Annotated in this window: 14 protein-coding genes and 1 pseudogene; 8 read left to right on the top strand and 7 right to left on the bottom strand. The window is 66.1% G+C overall.

Features of this window, described 5'->3' with window-relative positions:
• Entirely contained in the window at positions 1–435 is a 435-nt protein-coding gene (locus OCU_RS31895) for a Zn-ribbon domain-containing OB-fold protein (protein ID WP_009953784.1), read from the top strand.
• A 10-nt stretch (positions 436–445) separates the two neighbouring features.
• Positions 446–1,474 carry a DUF2889 domain-containing protein gene (locus OCU_RS31890; protein WP_009953782.1) on the top strand — a complete coding sequence of 343 codons (1,029 nt, stop codon included), beginning with the start codon at positions 446–448 and terminating at the stop codon, positions 1,472–1,474.
• A 5-nt stretch (positions 1,475–1,479) separates the two neighbouring features.
• On the opposite strand, the gene OCU_RS51380 is transcribed toward OCU_RS31890, so the two are convergent.
• Genes OCU_RS51380 through OCU_RS31875 form a run of 4 tightly spaced genes read right to left on the bottom strand, consistent with a single transcriptional unit; the run spans position 1,480 to position 3,063 of the window.
• Positions 1,480–1,626 carry a hypothetical protein gene (locus tag OCU_RS51380; protein WP_009953781.1) on the bottom strand — a complete coding sequence of 49 codons (147 nt, stop codon included), beginning with the start codon at positions 1,624–1,626 and terminating at the stop codon, positions 1,480–1,482.
• 36 nt (positions 1,627–1,662) lie between these two features.
• Positions 1,663–1,989: a hypothetical protein gene (locus OCU_RS31885; RefSeq protein ID WP_009953780.1), complete on the bottom strand. Its 327-nt coding sequence runs from the start codon at positions 1,987–1,989 to the stop codon at positions 1,663–1,665.
• A gap of 25 nt (positions 1,990–2,014) precedes the next feature.
• Positions 2,015–2,455, bottom strand: coding sequence for a pyridoxamine 5'-phosphate oxidase family protein (locus tag OCU_RS31880; protein ID WP_009953779.1), 441 nt, complete (start codon positions 2,453–2,455; stop codon positions 2,015–2,017).
• Positions 2,452–3,063, bottom strand: a complete 612-nt coding sequence (locus OCU_RS31875) for a TetR/AcrR family transcriptional regulator (protein ID WP_009953778.1) — start codon at positions 3,061–3,063, stop codon at positions 2,452–2,454. Before OCU_RS31875 ends, OCU_RS31880 begins: the two co-directional genes overlap by 4 nt.
• Positions 3,064–3,210: 147 nt before the next feature.
• Here OCU_RS31875 and OCU_RS31870 point away from each other — a divergent pair, with 147 nt between their 5' ends.
• The gene (locus OCU_RS31870) at positions 3,211–4,440 is read left to right on the top strand and encodes an amidohydrolase family protein (RefSeq protein WP_009953777.1); all 1,230 of its coding nucleotides are present in this window, start codon (positions 3,211–3,213) and stop codon (positions 4,438–4,440) included.
• 98 nt (positions 4,441–4,538) lie between these two features.
• Positions 4,539–5,480 (top strand): class I SAM-dependent methyltransferase, encoded by a 942-nt coding sequence (locus tag OCU_RS31865; RefSeq protein WP_009953775.1) that lies wholly within the window; start codon positions 4,539–4,541, stop codon positions 5,478–5,480.
• Positions 5,481–5,525: 45 nt separating this feature from the next.
• Here OCU_RS31865 and OCU_RS31860 read toward each other — a convergent pair whose 3' ends face one another.
• The 3 genes from OCU_RS31860 to OCU_RS31850 form a co-directional block, all read right to left on the bottom strand.
• Complete coding sequence (locus OCU_RS31860; protein WP_009953774.1) at positions 5,526–6,257, bottom strand: spirocyclase AveC family protein; 732 nt, start codon at positions 6,255–6,257, stop codon at positions 5,526–5,528.
• Between the two features lie 69 nt (positions 6,258–6,326).
• On the bottom strand, positions 6,327–6,629 hold the full coding sequence (locus OCU_RS31855; RefSeq protein WP_009953773.1) for a hypothetical protein: 303 nt from the start codon (positions 6,627–6,629) through the stop codon (positions 6,327–6,329).
• 33 nt (positions 6,630–6,662) lie between these two features.
• Entirely contained in the window at positions 6,663–8,162 is a 1,500-nt protein-coding gene (locus OCU_RS31850) for a class I adenylate-forming enzyme family protein (RefSeq protein WP_014379521.1), read from the bottom strand.
• A 174-nt stretch (positions 8,163–8,336) separates the two neighbouring features.
• Here OCU_RS31850 and OCU_RS31845 point away from each other — a divergent pair, with 174 nt between their 5' ends.
• From OCU_RS31845 to OCU_RS51825, 4 genes and pseudogenes are all read left to right on the top strand, one after another.
• Positions 8,337–9,491, top strand: a complete 1,155-nt coding sequence (locus OCU_RS31845) for a thiolase family protein (RefSeq protein ID WP_009953771.1) — start codon at positions 8,337–8,339, stop codon at positions 9,489–9,491.
• A gap of 26 nt (positions 9,492–9,517) precedes the next feature.
• On the top strand, positions 9,518–10,738 hold the full coding sequence (locus tag OCU_RS31840) for a cytochrome P450 (protein WP_009953770.1): 1,221 nt from the start codon (positions 9,518–9,520) through the stop codon (positions 10,736–10,738).
• A gap of 25 nt (positions 10,739–10,763) precedes the next feature.
• Positions 10,764–12,254 (top strand): class I adenylate-forming enzyme family protein, encoded by a 1,491-nt coding sequence (locus OCU_RS31835; protein ID WP_009953768.1) that lies wholly within the window; start codon positions 10,764–10,766, stop codon positions 12,252–12,254.
• Positions 12,251–13,306: pseudogene (locus tag OCU_RS51825) on the top strand (acyl-CoA dehydrogenase family protein); the annotation flags it as partial. The gene OCU_RS31835 and the pseudogene OCU_RS51825, both read left to right, overlap by 4 nt.
• Positions 13,307–13,310 lie beyond the last annotated feature (4 nt).

Raw genomic sequence — 13,310 nt, 5'->3', positions numbered from 1 at the left:
ATGACCGCACTGATCACCGAGGGACTGTTCCGGGTCGACGGCGGCCGTGCGGTGCTGTTCGCGTCGCGCAGGCGTTCGTCGGGTGCGGTGAAGTTCCCTGCAGAGCGGCCCGAGCTGTTCGACGGCGACTCCGACATTCAGCAGGACATCGAGCCGATCGAATTGTCCACCGCGGGAACGTTGTACACCTATACGACGCAGGAGTTCCCGCCACCGCTGCCCTACAAGGGCAATCGGGATCCGAAAGTGTTCCAGCCGTATGTGGTGGGCTTCGTCGAGCTGGCCGAGGGCGTGCTGGTGGAGACGCTGATCGTCGACGCGACTGCCGACGAACTGCGCATCGGCCAGCGCCTGGTCTCGACCACCACCACCCTGGAGACCGCCGACGGTCAGTCGCTGCTGACGTTCGCGTTCCGACCGGCCGAGGAGAGTTAGAGTCCATTCGGTGACGGACCTGGGCTCTCCGCAATTCGGGCTTCATCCCCTGCACGGCGTGCACGAACCCACGACCGGCAATCCGCCGCGCCGGCCGCGATCCGCGCGCCGGACCACCTCGATCGACATGACCCGCGACGAGGGCTCGCTGGATCCGGTGTATCTGAGTGGGCGGGCGCGCGATCTGTGGACAGCCGGCGACGAAACGGCGACCGAACTCGGCTCCGCGACACTCTCGGCCACCATCGAGCTGGTCGCCCGCGTCGTCCGTCACGTCGAGGTGACGCCAGCCGTCGCCGCGATGTCCCGGCTGGCGGGCGCGCCCGCGATGAGCGGGTTTCGCGCGGCGGCCGACAAGGTGGCTCCCGAGCTGCGGCAAGCCCGCGATCTGCGCTATACGCTGCTCGACGACGTTCCGGTCGCGACGCTGATCTCCGGCCACGCGCTGTCGGCATCCAACCTGCTCGGCGACGTCGCGAAGTCCGGGTACTACCTGCCGGTCGCAGACCAGTGTGCGGGTTTCGCGACCGGGGGTCTGCTAATGACGTCCTTCGAGGCGGGCGATCCGGTGATCGTCACCGGCCCGGCGGCTCCCGACCTCGACCACGGCCAAGATCCTGGGGACCCCTGGGCCTGGCACGAAGTGGCGGCCTTGCCGCGCCACGCCATGCGCCGTAGACGGCGCGTCGACGTCTATGAAGAGAGCGCTCGGCGGGTCGGCATCGATGCGATGTTCCGCGACACCTACGTGCGCGGTGACGGGGTGGAGACGATCATCCACGAGTACACCCTGGACGCCGTCGTGGACACCGAGACCGGCGTCATCGTCGATTCGCGGGCCACACCGCGCGTGCTGCCGTGGCAGGAATGCCCCGGAGCCGTCGCCAGCGCTGCGCGAATCACCGGAATGACGTTGCAGGAACTGCACTTTCGTGTGCGTCGAGAACTATCGGGCACCAGTACGTGCACCCACCTCAACGACCTGCTGCGCAGCGTCGCCGACGCTGAGGCGTTGATACGCCTAGTGAAAGCAGCCTGAGCGCGTCAGCGCGGGCCCGGCGTCGCGTCACCCAGCTCGTCGGGTTGAGCGGGAGGTGTGGCCGACTTCGGCCTGGTCGCGCCGTCAACCTCGTCGATGTCCTCGAGGGACGCCTCGTCGGTGATCGGTTGGCTGGTATCGAATCCTGACATGGCTACTGAATAGCCAGAATCCCGGCGCTCAATCCTCTAAGCGTTGGCGAACGAGAACGTCCGTGTGCGGCTAACCGTCAGCGTGGTCACGTGATTCGCTGCGGGTGGCCAGATCACTGTTCCCTGCGAAATCACACCGCGAATGTCCCGATAGGCGGTGAAGGTGTCAGCCACCACGCACGCCTGGATTTCAGCGCGTTGTGCGGCCTCACGATTCACACCGTCAACGATGACGGCGATTGTGGCGGAATCGAAGTCGACCACCCGCGCCGGTAGCGCCAGCAACTGGCCGTCGGTGTCGACGACACAGATCGCGCCGGACGGCCCTTGCGCCAAAAACTCGGCTAGTTCGTCCTCGGCCATCGCAATCGGGCCGGAGCTGCGCGGATTAGGCACGTCGATCGGGGAGATCGGCTGCGCGGATCTGGTTGAGCTTCAGGCCGATGAAGCACCGCTTGCCGCTGAGGAGGCGGTCGCGGACGTTCGTCACGACCGCCTCCGGCACGCGTTGATCCGGTGAGCTTTCGCCGATGAGTTCGTCGACCTCGGCTGCGGACGGTTGGTAGACGGACGCATGACCGCAAACAGAGACCCAACCCTCGTGGTCGCCGACCAAGCAGGCGACCTCGGGAGCGGAGCGCAGGTGTCGGACCTTGGCGCTCTTGGCGTAGGTGGCGAAGTAGAGGCAGCGGGTGGCGGAGCGATAGGCGACCGAACGCATGGCGTAGCCGATCGGACGTCCGGCGCCATCGCGGCAGAAGAGAAACACGCGGTGGTGGGCATGGAGGAGCTCGATGACGTCCGGCGCGTCGAGCGACAGCGGGGTCACGACGCGAGAGGCGTTGCCATCGCGACGATCATCTCCGCGACCACCGCGATCATCTCGTCGCGGTCGACGGCCACGGTCTGCCGGTGCACCGTGTGCCAGGCGCGGTCCAGCAGCCCCATCACCGCGACGCCGATGACGTCTGGCGAGTGTGTGCCGTTTCCGGCAATCGCCTGGCCAAGCTTCCACGACGCCCGAGTCACCATGCGGTTGCGGGAGTTTCGGAAATCGTCGTCGTCGGGCGCCGACTGCGCCGAAGCGAGTACGAACGCACCGTGGTGATCCATGTAGTCGAAGTAATGACCGACCCAGGCCCGGATGTCGGCTGGGCCGAACGCTGCGTCGGCCTCGGCCCATTCCCCGATGACGGCTAGGGCTTCGCGGTAGGCGTTCTTGCCGAGGACGTTGAAGATCTCGCGCTTGTCTTTGAAGTAGGTGTAGAAGCCGGCCCGAGAGATGCCACACGCCTCAGTGATCGCATTGATCGGCGTGCCTGCGTAGCCGCGTTCCAGAAACAGACGGCGACTGGCGTTCAGGATCGCCGCGCGGGTGCGTTCACCGCGGGTGGGGTCCGATTCCCGTTCGGCGGCCGAAGCCGAGGTCACCGTCATGCGGCGACTTTATATGACAGTGTCGTCAACTGCAATCAATGCACCTATTAGACGAATCATGACGTGGAATCGTCTGAACTTGACACAAGTGTCAAGTTAGGCGAAGCTCATAGCCAAGCCCAAAGTCGAATAGCGAGAGGCACCACGATGACGCAGTTCACCGACGCACCGATCTTCGATGCCGATCAGCACATGTATGAGACCCCCGATGCGCTGACGAAATATCTGCCGAAGGAGTTCCAGCCCAAGGTGCAGTTCGTCCAGATCGGCAGGCACACCCGCATCGCGATCCTGAACAAGATCACCGACTACATGCCGAACCCGACGTTCGAACGGGTCGCGGCCCCCGGCGCGCACGAGAAGTTCTACTCGGGTCAGAACCCCGAGGGCCTGTCGATGCGAGAGATGTCCGGCCGCGGCATCGACACCCCCCCGGGAGCGCGCAACCCCGAAGACCGAATTGCCGAACTCGACCGCCAGGGCGTCGACGCGTGCCTGAACTACCCCACGCTGGCCAATCTGGTCGAGCATTCGGCCGCCGAGGATCCCGACCTGACCGTGGCGATCATCCATGCGCTGAACCAATGGATGCTGGAGCACTGGGGGTTCAGCCATGCCAACCGCGTCTACTCGACACCGGTACTCACCCTGGGACTCGTGGACGAAGCGCGTCGCGAACTCGAGTACATCCTCGACAACGGCGCCAAGGTCGCGCTGATCAAGCCGGCGCCGGTGAATGGCTACAAGGGGTGGCGCTCCCCCGCGCTTCCCGAGTTCGACCCGTTCTGGCGCGACGTCGAGGACGCAGGTCTGCCAATCGTGTTGCACGCCAGCCAACCTCCGCTGCAGGAGTACATCGACAGGTGGGAGCCGCCGTCGACCAGCAGCGCGTTCGAGATGTCGGCGTTCAAGTGGACCGCGCTGGGCCACCGAGAGATCGCCGACATGTTGACCAGCCTGATCTGCCACGGCACGTTGACCCGATTCCCGAAGCTGCGGATCGCCAGCGTCGAGAACGGCAGCGCGTGGATCAAGCCGCTGTTCGACGACCTGCAGTCGACATACGGCAAGATGCCGCAGAATTTCCCCGAGCATCCGCACGACGTGTTCCGACGCAACATCTGGGTCAGCCCGTTCTGGGAGGGTTCCGTGGCCGACGTCGTGCAGACCGTCGGATGGGACAAGGTGATGTTCGGCTCGGATTGGCCGCATCCCGAAGGCTTGGCGGAGCCGAAGCGCTATTGGCAGTACGCCGAGGGTATGGACGAGCGTCGCACCTATGACTTCATGGGTGACAACGCCCGTCGCTTCATGGGGCTGCCGATCGCCAACCCCGACCCGGAGGCCGTCAAGCCCCCGCAATTGGCGAACGCCTGAGGTACACGCAGCGCTAATGGTCCATTTAGTAAGCACGGCTAACTTTTCGGGTAGGCTCGGAATAGCTCGTTTCGCCGAGAGCCACGAAAGGGACCGTGATGGCCAGAACCGACAATGACACGTGGGACATCAATGAGAGCGTCGGCGCTACCGCGTTAGGGGTTGCCGGCGGGCGGGCCGCGGAGACCAGAAGCGCCGATCCGCTGATCAGCGATCCCTACGCAAAACTGTTCCTCGAAGCGGCCGGCGACGGCATCTGGCGGGTTTATCTGGACGATGAGTTACCGGCCGAATTGGTCGGTGCCGATCCACAATTCGAGGACCGGATGCAGGCGATGCTGGGCTATACGGCGTGCCGGACGAAGTTCTTCGACGACTACTTTCTGGCGGCGGCCGGCGAAGGTATCCGGCAGATCGTGATCCTGGCGGCCGGTCTGGACTCACGCGCCTGGCGACTCGCCTGGCCGGCTGGGTGTGTGGTCTACGAGATCGATCAGCCGAAGGTGCTGGAATTCAAGATCGGCACCTTGAAATCGCATGCGGTCGACCCGATCGCTTCTCATGTCAGCGTCGGCATCGACCTCCGTCTGGATTGGCCGAAGGCACTGGCGCAGGCCGGGTTTGACGCGTCGGCCCCGACGGCGTGGTCGGCGGAAGGGCTGTTGCCTTATCTAACAGCCGATGCCCAGGGCCTGTTGTTCGATCGAATCCAGTCGCTCAGCGCTCCCGGGAGCCGTGTCGCGGTCGAAGCGTTCACCAACGAGTTCTTCAGCCCAGAGAGTTTCGCGCGCCGCGAGGAGCAGACGGAACGCTACCGACAGGCCGCAATCAGGCTGGGCGGCAAAGACATTACCGAGTCTGGCAACCTGCTCTATGAAGAAGAGCGAACCGAGGTCGTCGACTGGCTGCAAGCGCATGGCTGGACTGTCACCGCTGCGACGAGCGCAGAGGATCTGATGGCCGCAAGCAACCGAGCCGTCCCGGCAGGCCTCGATGCCGCCGTCCCGGAAAGCGTGTTCATCGAAGGCCGGCTGCGCTGAGGTGACCGTGATTGGCGATCCACGCATCGATCGCCTGCTCGGACGTCACGGGTTGGGCACCCAGGGATGGTCTGGGAAGAACAGGATGCGCGCGATCACTAGCGGGAGGGTCAGGAACACCGCGTACAGGACGTTCATCCCGACGATCCAGGCGACGACCTGGCGTGCGCGCTGCGCCCAGCTGGTGATGACGGGTCGCACGCCCAGCATCCGCTCGAACCACGTGCGCCCGGCGACGTCGCGCCGGTCGAGGCTGGCGACCACTGCGACGGCGAAGATGGCCAGCGGGACACCTTGATAGATCAGCTGCAGACCACCCTTGTGGGTGTGGATGGTCGGTCCGATCGATTCCAGGTACTGGAACCAGTTCGTCACGTAGGAAACTCCGTCCGCCGTCACGAAGTTCCAGAGGATGAACGGAACGAACACGGTGATCGCCAGGGCGGCAAGGTAGTTCGCTGAGGGATAGCGACGCCGGAACCATCGGAACAGGTTCAACACGGCTGCGAATCCGCCGGCAAAGAACCAGCCGTAGCCGGCCAGCACGTACACCGGTTTGTTGGGGGTGGTGTACGGGGTCTTTCCCCAGGGCAGCAGCGCCAGATCCGGGTTGTAGTACAGGTAAGCACCCCAGTCGGCGTAGAACTCCTGCCACCACATGGTGAAGCACCCGATGAACAGCAGCGCAGCCGTGTCGGGCCGGCCATTCTTGCGCCAGCGGTAGAGCAGGAACACGGCCACCAGGCCGAAGGCGATCCACCCGCCAACCTCCACCATCCACGGGACGTTCGACGGAGGTAACGGCCCAGCGGCGTACGCGCCGCGGCCTAGATGTGTCATTGTCTATCAGTCGCTCGCCGGCAGCGGCTTGGCTTCCTTGAGCACCAGCGGCGTCGTCCCGACGCTGAGTGAACCGGCGCCGGCCTTGGTGACCAGCACCTCGGCGTCGCCGTCGTCGACGTACCGCTTGCCCATCGTGCTGCCGTCGGCGAAGGCTGGGTCGGGCGCGGCGTCGGCAGGCCGCTCGGCGTCCAGCGGCAGCATGGGCCGGCCCCCGCAACGCAGATCGTCCAGGCTCTCAGCGGCTTTGACGACGATCACCTGGGTGTCACACACCTGGCTCTGCATGCGCGTGCCGTTCTTGATCATGTCGGACTCCTTGTTGTTGTCTGGGAGACGGATTCAGTGCTCGGCTGCCGCCGGCTTGAGGTCTTCGAGGATCTCCCGGCGCAGCACCTTGCCGGTCGGCGTGGTCGGCAGCTCATCCCGGAACACGATGCGGTCCGGCGTGCGGGACCCGCGCAGCTTGCTGCGGGCGAACTCGCGCAACTGCTCAGGTGCCGGCGCGGTGTCTGACTCGGGCACGATCACCGCTACGATGGCCTGCCCCCACTCGGCGTCATCCAGCCCGACGACGACAACCTCGCGGACATCGGGGTGCTCAATGAGCACGTCCTCGACCTCCGACGGGGCGATATTCTCGCCGCCGCGGATGATGGTGTCGTCGGACCGCCCTCCGATGAACAGGTAGCCATCCTCATCCAGCATCGCGACGTCCCTGGTCGCGAACCAGCCCTGCGCATCGAGCACCGAACCGATCTCGGTGTAACGGCCCGAGACCTGAGGGCCGCGAACGAACAGCTCACCCGTCTCGCCCGGCCCTAGCACGGTGCCGTCCTCCGCGCGAATCTGCACCTCGATGCCGGGGACCGGTCGACCGACCGAAGTCAGTCGACGGGCGACGGCGTCGTCTCGCGCCTCGTGGGCCAGGCGATGGTCCTCGGGTGTGAGCACCGCAATGGTCGAACTGGTCTCGGTCAGCCCGTAGGCGTTGACGAAGCCGACCTGCGGTAGCAGGTCGAGCGCCCTTCGGACCAGGGGTCGCGCCACCTTCGATCCGCCGTACGCGAAGTTGCGCAGCGTCGGAAGCTCGGCAGACTGCTGCTCGAGGACCGCCACGATGCGGGACAGCATGGTCGGCACCACCGTTGCGGTGGTGACCCGCTCGTCGCGGACCAGTCGAACCCATTCGTGCGGATCGAACCGGCGCAGGTACACGATCGCCCGTCCGGCATACAGGTTTGACAATGCGGCCCCGACCCCCGCGATGTGATATGGCGGGACGCACACCAGCGCCGCATCGGCGGGATCGGCGGAACCGAATTCGACAGTGCCGGTGACATAACTGGTCAGGTTGTTGTGAGTCAGCTCAACGGCTTTGGGCCGCGACGTGGTACCCGAGGTGAACAACACGACCGCCACGTCGTCGGGGTCGGCGAAGACCGAGACGGGCTCGGTGGATCGCGCGGTCTCGATGAACTCGTCGGACGTCATCACCGGCTGGCCGAAACCGGCCACGATATCGCGGTACTCGGCGTCGACCACGACCAACGGCGAGGCCAGCCGATCGATGAGTTCGCGCAGCCCCTCTGGACTCAGCCGATAATTCAGTGGCGTGAACGCCGTGTTCGCGCGCGCCGAAGAGAACAGCAGCAGCGGGAGTAGTGCTCCGCCGGTGCCGACGTAAGCGACATGGGATGCCCCGGATGCGGCGATAACACCTGCACCGCCGTCGGCGAGCTCGCCGAGGTCGGCAGTGGTCAATCGAATGTCGCCGTCCACCACGGCAACCCGGCCGGGATCACCCGACGCCGCCATCTCCAGCAGCAACGAAATACTCAACGCCCCTCAGCCCTCACCTGCGAGTTGATGCCCTAACGCCGTTAGTGCGTAGCGACCCGATTCTAGACCCGCACCGACTAATCAGATATATAGTTATAGGCTTAGTGGTATCTGAGTCAACGCGCGCTCCCGTCGACGGCGGGTTCGACAGTGACGCATGCTGAAGGGAACACAATGAGCAGCAGGCCCGAGATCGCCATCATCGGTGTCGGCCTTCACCCGTTCGGGCGGTACGAGGACCGGTCGGCACTGGAGATGGGCGCCGTGGCGATCAGCAGGGCACTGCGCGATGCCGGGGTGGCGTGGTCCGACGTGGGCAGCCTGTATGCGGGCAGCCTCGAGGTGGCCAATCCCGAGGCGGTGACGGGGTTGGCAGGGATGACTGGCCTCCCGGCGCGGGCCACGTTGAGCGGCTGCGCGACCGGAAACTCGCTGTTGACCCTCGCCGCGCGAGACGTCCAACTCGGCGAAGCCGACATTGCGGTCGGGGTCGGGCTGGACAAGCACCCGCGCGGCGCCTTCGGCGCCGACCCGTCGGTATCGGGGTTGCCGCAGTGGTACGGCGATCAGGGCATGTTCCTGACCACGCATTACTTCGGCACCAAGATCATGCGCTACATGCACGATCACGGCATCACCGAGGAGACCCTGGCCCGCGTTGCCGCCAAGAACTTCGACAACGGCGCGCTGGCGCCGCATGCATGGCGCCGCAAGCCGATGAGCGTCGACGCGATCCTGAGCTCTCCGGTCGTGAACGCACCGCTGCGTCAATACATGTACTGCAACCCGAACGAAGGCGCTGCCGCCGTCGTGGTGTGCCGGGCCGATAAAGCCAAGCAGTACACCGACTCTCCGATCTACCTGCGCTCCACCGCGCTGCGCAGCCGCCGCGAAGGCGCCTACGAACTGCTGCGTACCTCGATCGAGCTGCCGATCGTGCCCGGCACCACCGCCGAGGCCGCCCGCGCCGCCTACGAGCTGGCCGGGATAGGTCCCGAGGACGTCGACGTCGCGCAATTGCAGGACACCGACTCGGGTTCCGAGATCATCCACATGGCCGAGACGGGGCTGTGCAAGGACGGCGAACAGGAGGCGCTGCTCGCTGACGGCGCCACCAAGATCGGCGGACGGCTGCCTATCAACACCGACGGCGGCCTGCTGGCGAACGGCGAACCGGTCGGCGCGTCCGGCCTACGTCAGGTCTACGAGCTGGTCCAGCAGTTGCGTGGCATCGCGGGTGACCGTCAGGTGCCGAACGATCCGCAGGTCGGGCTGGCCCAGCTGTACGGGGCACCCGGAACCGCAGCCGTCGCCATCTTGTCCAAGTAGCCGCCATCCCGAAGGGAGTACTGCCGATGACCGACACCCAGGCGGAATCGCGCCCGCGCGCCGAGGTCGACCTCGACCACCACTCGCCCGAGTTTCGCGATGACCCCTACGGCCGGTTCCGTGAGATGCGCGAATCAGGCTGTCCAGTAGCACATTCCGAGCACTACGAAGGCTTCTGGGCGCTGGTCGACTACGCATCGGTTTTCGAAGCGGCCCGCGACGACGACCTGTTCAACTCTTTCCCCTCGGTCGGTGTGCCCGCCAGTGAGCTGCCCTTGCCGATCCTGCCGATCGAGTCGGATCCTCCCGAGACCCAGGAGTTGCGCGAGGTCACCCTCAAGCGGTTCTCGCCGGGTTCGGCGGAACGGTTTCGTGAGTCAGCCATCGAGATGACCAATGAGGCGATCGACGCCTTCATCGAGCGCGGTGAGTGTGACCTGGTCGGTGAGCTTACGACGCCGCTGCCGGCGCGGTTGATCTTGCGGCTGTTGAACTTCGACGAGTCGCGGTTCATGGACTGGGTCGGCTGGGTGCACACCACCGTGCACGACCGTGCCCATGACCCGGAGAAGGCCGGAATCGCGGGGATGGAGATGTTCGGCGAGATCGTCAAGCACATGGAGCAGCGTCGGGCCGAGGGACTCGGTGATGACCTGTTCAGCGACATCCTGCGCGGGACGCTGAACGGCGAACCGCTCGACGATGGCCAGATCACCATGTACACCGTGCTGATGATGCTCGGTGGTATGGACACCACCAGTGGCTTCACCGCCAATGTGCTGTTGCGGCTGTGCAAGGACGCCGAGCTGCGCGCCAAGTTCACCGCTGATCCGAGCCTGGTGAAGAAGTCCACCGATGAGCTGCTGCGCCTGTACACGCCGACGCTCGGCCTGGCGCGCACCGTCTCGCGCGACGCCGACTTTCACGGCCAACACCTGTGCCAGGGCGACCGGGCGATCCTGATGTGGGCTGCGGCGAACCGTGACCCCGCAATGTTCGAGAACCCCGACGAACTCGACCTCGATCGCCCAAATGCCAAGAAGCACATGGCTTTCGGTGTGGGCATGCACCGCTGCCTTGGCTCGCACTATGCCAAGCTGATGTTCGACGTGATGATCACCCAGGTGCTCAAGCGGCTACCCGACTTCGAGTTGGCCGGTGAGGCGAAACTGTTCGAGGACGCGGGCGAGGTGTACGCCGTGCGCGAACTGCCGGTCAGTTTCACGCCCGGGCCGCGGGTGGGCTGACGGCCGGCCGGGACGGGAGAACGCGGTGACGGCTGGCACCATCGCCGGGCTGCTGGACGAGTGTGCCGCCGGCCGGCCGGATCGTCCGCTGCTGCGCGACGTCGACGGCGAGACACTCACCGTGTCGCGGGTCGCCGGACTGGCTTCGGCTGCCGCGGGATGGCTGGCGGATGCCGGTGTACGTCCCGGCATGACGGTCGCCTGGCAGCTACCCTCACACGTCAACGCGGCGGTGGTGATGCTGGCGCTGGCCCGCATGCCCGTTGTGCAGGCCCCGGTGTTACACCTCTATCGGTGCCGCGAGGTGTGCGCGGCGGTCGACGTCGCGCGCGCTGACATCCTGCTGGTTGATGAGTCGACGGCCGCCAATGCCGCACCAGGGCTACCGACAATCACGTTGCCTGCCGACCTTGTCCGCCGACTCCAGACGTCACCGGCCACAAGCGCCGAGTACGAAGCGCTCCCCTCCGCAACGGAGCCGCGCTGGGTGTACTTCACGTCGGGCACCACCGGCCGCCCGAAAGCCGTCCGCCACTCCGACGCCACCTTGCTCAGCGCCGCCCGCGGTTATGTCGCGCATCTCGGCGTGGGCAGCCATCCGCGGGAAGTCGGCACGATCGCCTTTCCCATCGCACACATCGGCGGCATGGTCTACCTCGCGACCGCTCTGTTCGGCGACTTTCCCGTGGTGCTCATCCCCAAAGTTTCCGCAGCCGACCTGCCCCGGGTGCTCGCCGAACATCAGGTGACGGTGACCGGAGCGAGCACCGCGTTCTACCAGATGCTGCTGGCCGCCCAGATGGCCGCGCCGACAACCGAATTGCTGGTGCCGTCGCTGCGGATGCTGATCGGCGGGGGTGCCCCGTGTCCGCCCGAGGTGCACAAGCAGGTGCGTGAACACCTACGCGTACCCGTCGTGCATGCCTACGGAATGACCGAGGCGCCGATGATCTGCGTCAGCGAGGCCACCGACACCGACGAACAACTGGCCAACAGCGCCGGCCGGCCCATCCCTGGATCACAGGTGCGGATCGGCGCGAACGGCGAGATCGAGTTGCGCGGCGCCAACCTGACACCGGGATATCTGCAGCACGACCAGTGGGCCGACGCGCTCACCGCCGACGGGTGGTTCCGCAGCGGCGACCGGGGCCACCTTCGCCCGGACGGGCGCATCGTGGTCACCGGCCGCACCAAGGATTTGATCATTCGCAAGGGCGAGAACGTTGCCCCTGACGAGATCGAGAACGAACTGCTGGCCCACCCCCTGGTTGACGAAATCGCCGTGCTCGGCCAGCCCGACGAACTGCGCGGCGAGTTGGTATGCGCGGTCGTGCGTCGTTCGCCACGCCATCGCGCCGTCACCCTCGATGAACTCTGCACGTTCCTCGACCAACGCGGGCTGATGAAGCAGAAGTGGCCCGAGCGGCTCGTCCTCGTCGACGAGTTCCCGCTGACAGGGCTCGGCAAGGTCGCCAAGTCCGAGCTGGCCCGGCAGATCGCAGGAGGAACCCGATGACGGCGTTGTCCGCTGACGAGCGTCAGGAACTCGCGCAATCGGTGCGCTCCGCCTGTGAGCGACTGGCATCCGAGGACCGAGTGCGCGCCGTCGCATACGCCGAGGGCAACCGCGGCGGCGGAGACGGGCATTCCGGCTTCGACACGGTGCTGTGGGACGTGCTGTGCAACCAGGTGGGGGTGGCCGGCATCGCGCTGCCCGAACACCTGGGCGGCGCAGGTTACGGAGTGTCCGCGCTGGGTGTGGTCGCCCACGAACTCGGCCGCGCGCTGGCCCCGGTGCCGTTCGTCAGTTCCACGGTGCTGGCCACCGGCCTGCTGCTCGACCTGACCGAGCGCGACCCGGATGCGGACAAGCGACTCACCGGGCTCATCGAAGGTCGCCGCACCGCCGCCGCAGCCCTTACCGGCGACGGCGGGTTGTGGCGACGGTCCGCGGTGACCCTGCGAGCAGCTCGCGCCGGGGATGATTGGAACATCGACGGCACGGTACGCCACGTGCTGGGCGGCTCCGTTGCCGACGACCTCGTCGTGGTCGCCATCGACGAAGATGGCGAGCCGGCGGTGTTCCTGCTCGACCCGACTATCGACAGCGTCGTCGCGAAGGCCGAACGCGTGCTCGACCGCACCAGGCCGATGGCCACCATCACGCTGAGCTCGGCGCCGGCGCTGCGGCTGTCCGGCGACGCACCCCTTGGCGACGTCGTCGACCGCAACGTCGACATTGCGCTGGCGGTGCTCTCGGCCGAACAGGTCGGCGCCTGCGAGCGAGTGCTCGAGATCGCCACCGACTATGCCCGCACGCGTGAGCAGTTCGGACGGCAGATCGGCAGCTTTCAGGCCATCAAGCACAAGTGCGCCGACATGCTGGTCGATCTCGAGTGGGCGCGCTCGGCCTCACAGGCGGCCCTGGAAGCTCTCGACGATCCGGACTCCGCGGCCGTCGGCGAAGCGGGCTGGCGGGCGAGCATGGCCAAGGCGGTCTGCTCAGAGGCGCTGCGCAACGCGACTAAGGCAAACGTCCAGATTCACGGCGGCATCGGCTTTACCTGGGAGG

Source organism: Mycobacterium intracellulare ATCC 13950, assembly GCF_000277125.1.
GTDB lineage: Bacteria > Actinomycetota > Actinomycetes > Mycobacteriales > Mycobacteriaceae > Mycobacterium > Mycobacterium intracellulare.
Note: the sequence above shows the minus strand (reverse complement) of the source record. Positions and strands in the feature narration are given on the sequence as shown.

Excerpts from the sequence above, each read along its gene's own strand:
- OCU_RS31895 (WP_009953784.1), top strand. The coding sequence starts at position 1 with ATGACCGCACTGATCACCGAGGGACTGTTCCGGGTCGACGGCGGCCGT.
- OCU_RS51380 (WP_009953781.1), bottom strand. The coding sequence starts at position 1,626 with ATGTCAGGATTCGATACCAGCCAACCGATCACCGACGAGGCGTCCCTC.
- OCU_RS31885 (WP_009953780.1), bottom strand. The coding sequence starts at position 1,989 with ATGGCCGAGGACGAACTAGCCGAGTTTTTGGCGCAAGGGCCGTCCGGC.
- OCU_RS31875 (WP_009953778.1), bottom strand. The coding sequence starts at position 3,063 with ATGACGGTGACCTCGGCTTCGGCCGCCGAACGGGAATCGGACCCCACC.
- OCU_RS31870 (WP_009953777.1), top strand. The coding sequence starts at position 3,211 with ATGACGCAGTTCACCGACGCACCGATCTTCGATGCCGATCAGCACATG.
- OCU_RS31865 (WP_009953775.1), top strand. The coding sequence starts at position 4,539 with ATGGCCAGAACCGACAATGACACGTGGGACATCAATGAGAGCGTCGGC.
- OCU_RS31860 (WP_009953774.1), bottom strand. The coding sequence starts at position 6,257 with ATGGTGGAGGTTGGCGGGTGGATCGCCTTCGGCCTGGTGGCCGTGTTC.
- OCU_RS31855 (WP_009953773.1), bottom strand. The coding sequence starts at position 6,629 with ATGATCAAGAACGGCACGCGCATGCAGAGCCAGGTGTGTGACACCCAG.
- OCU_RS31845 (WP_009953771.1), top strand. The coding sequence starts at position 8,337 with ATGAGCAGCAGGCCCGAGATCGCCATCATCGGTGTCGGCCTTCACCCG.
- OCU_RS31840 (WP_009953770.1), top strand. The coding sequence starts at position 9,518 with ATGACCGACACCCAGGCGGAATCGCGCCCGCGCGCCGAGGTCGACCTC.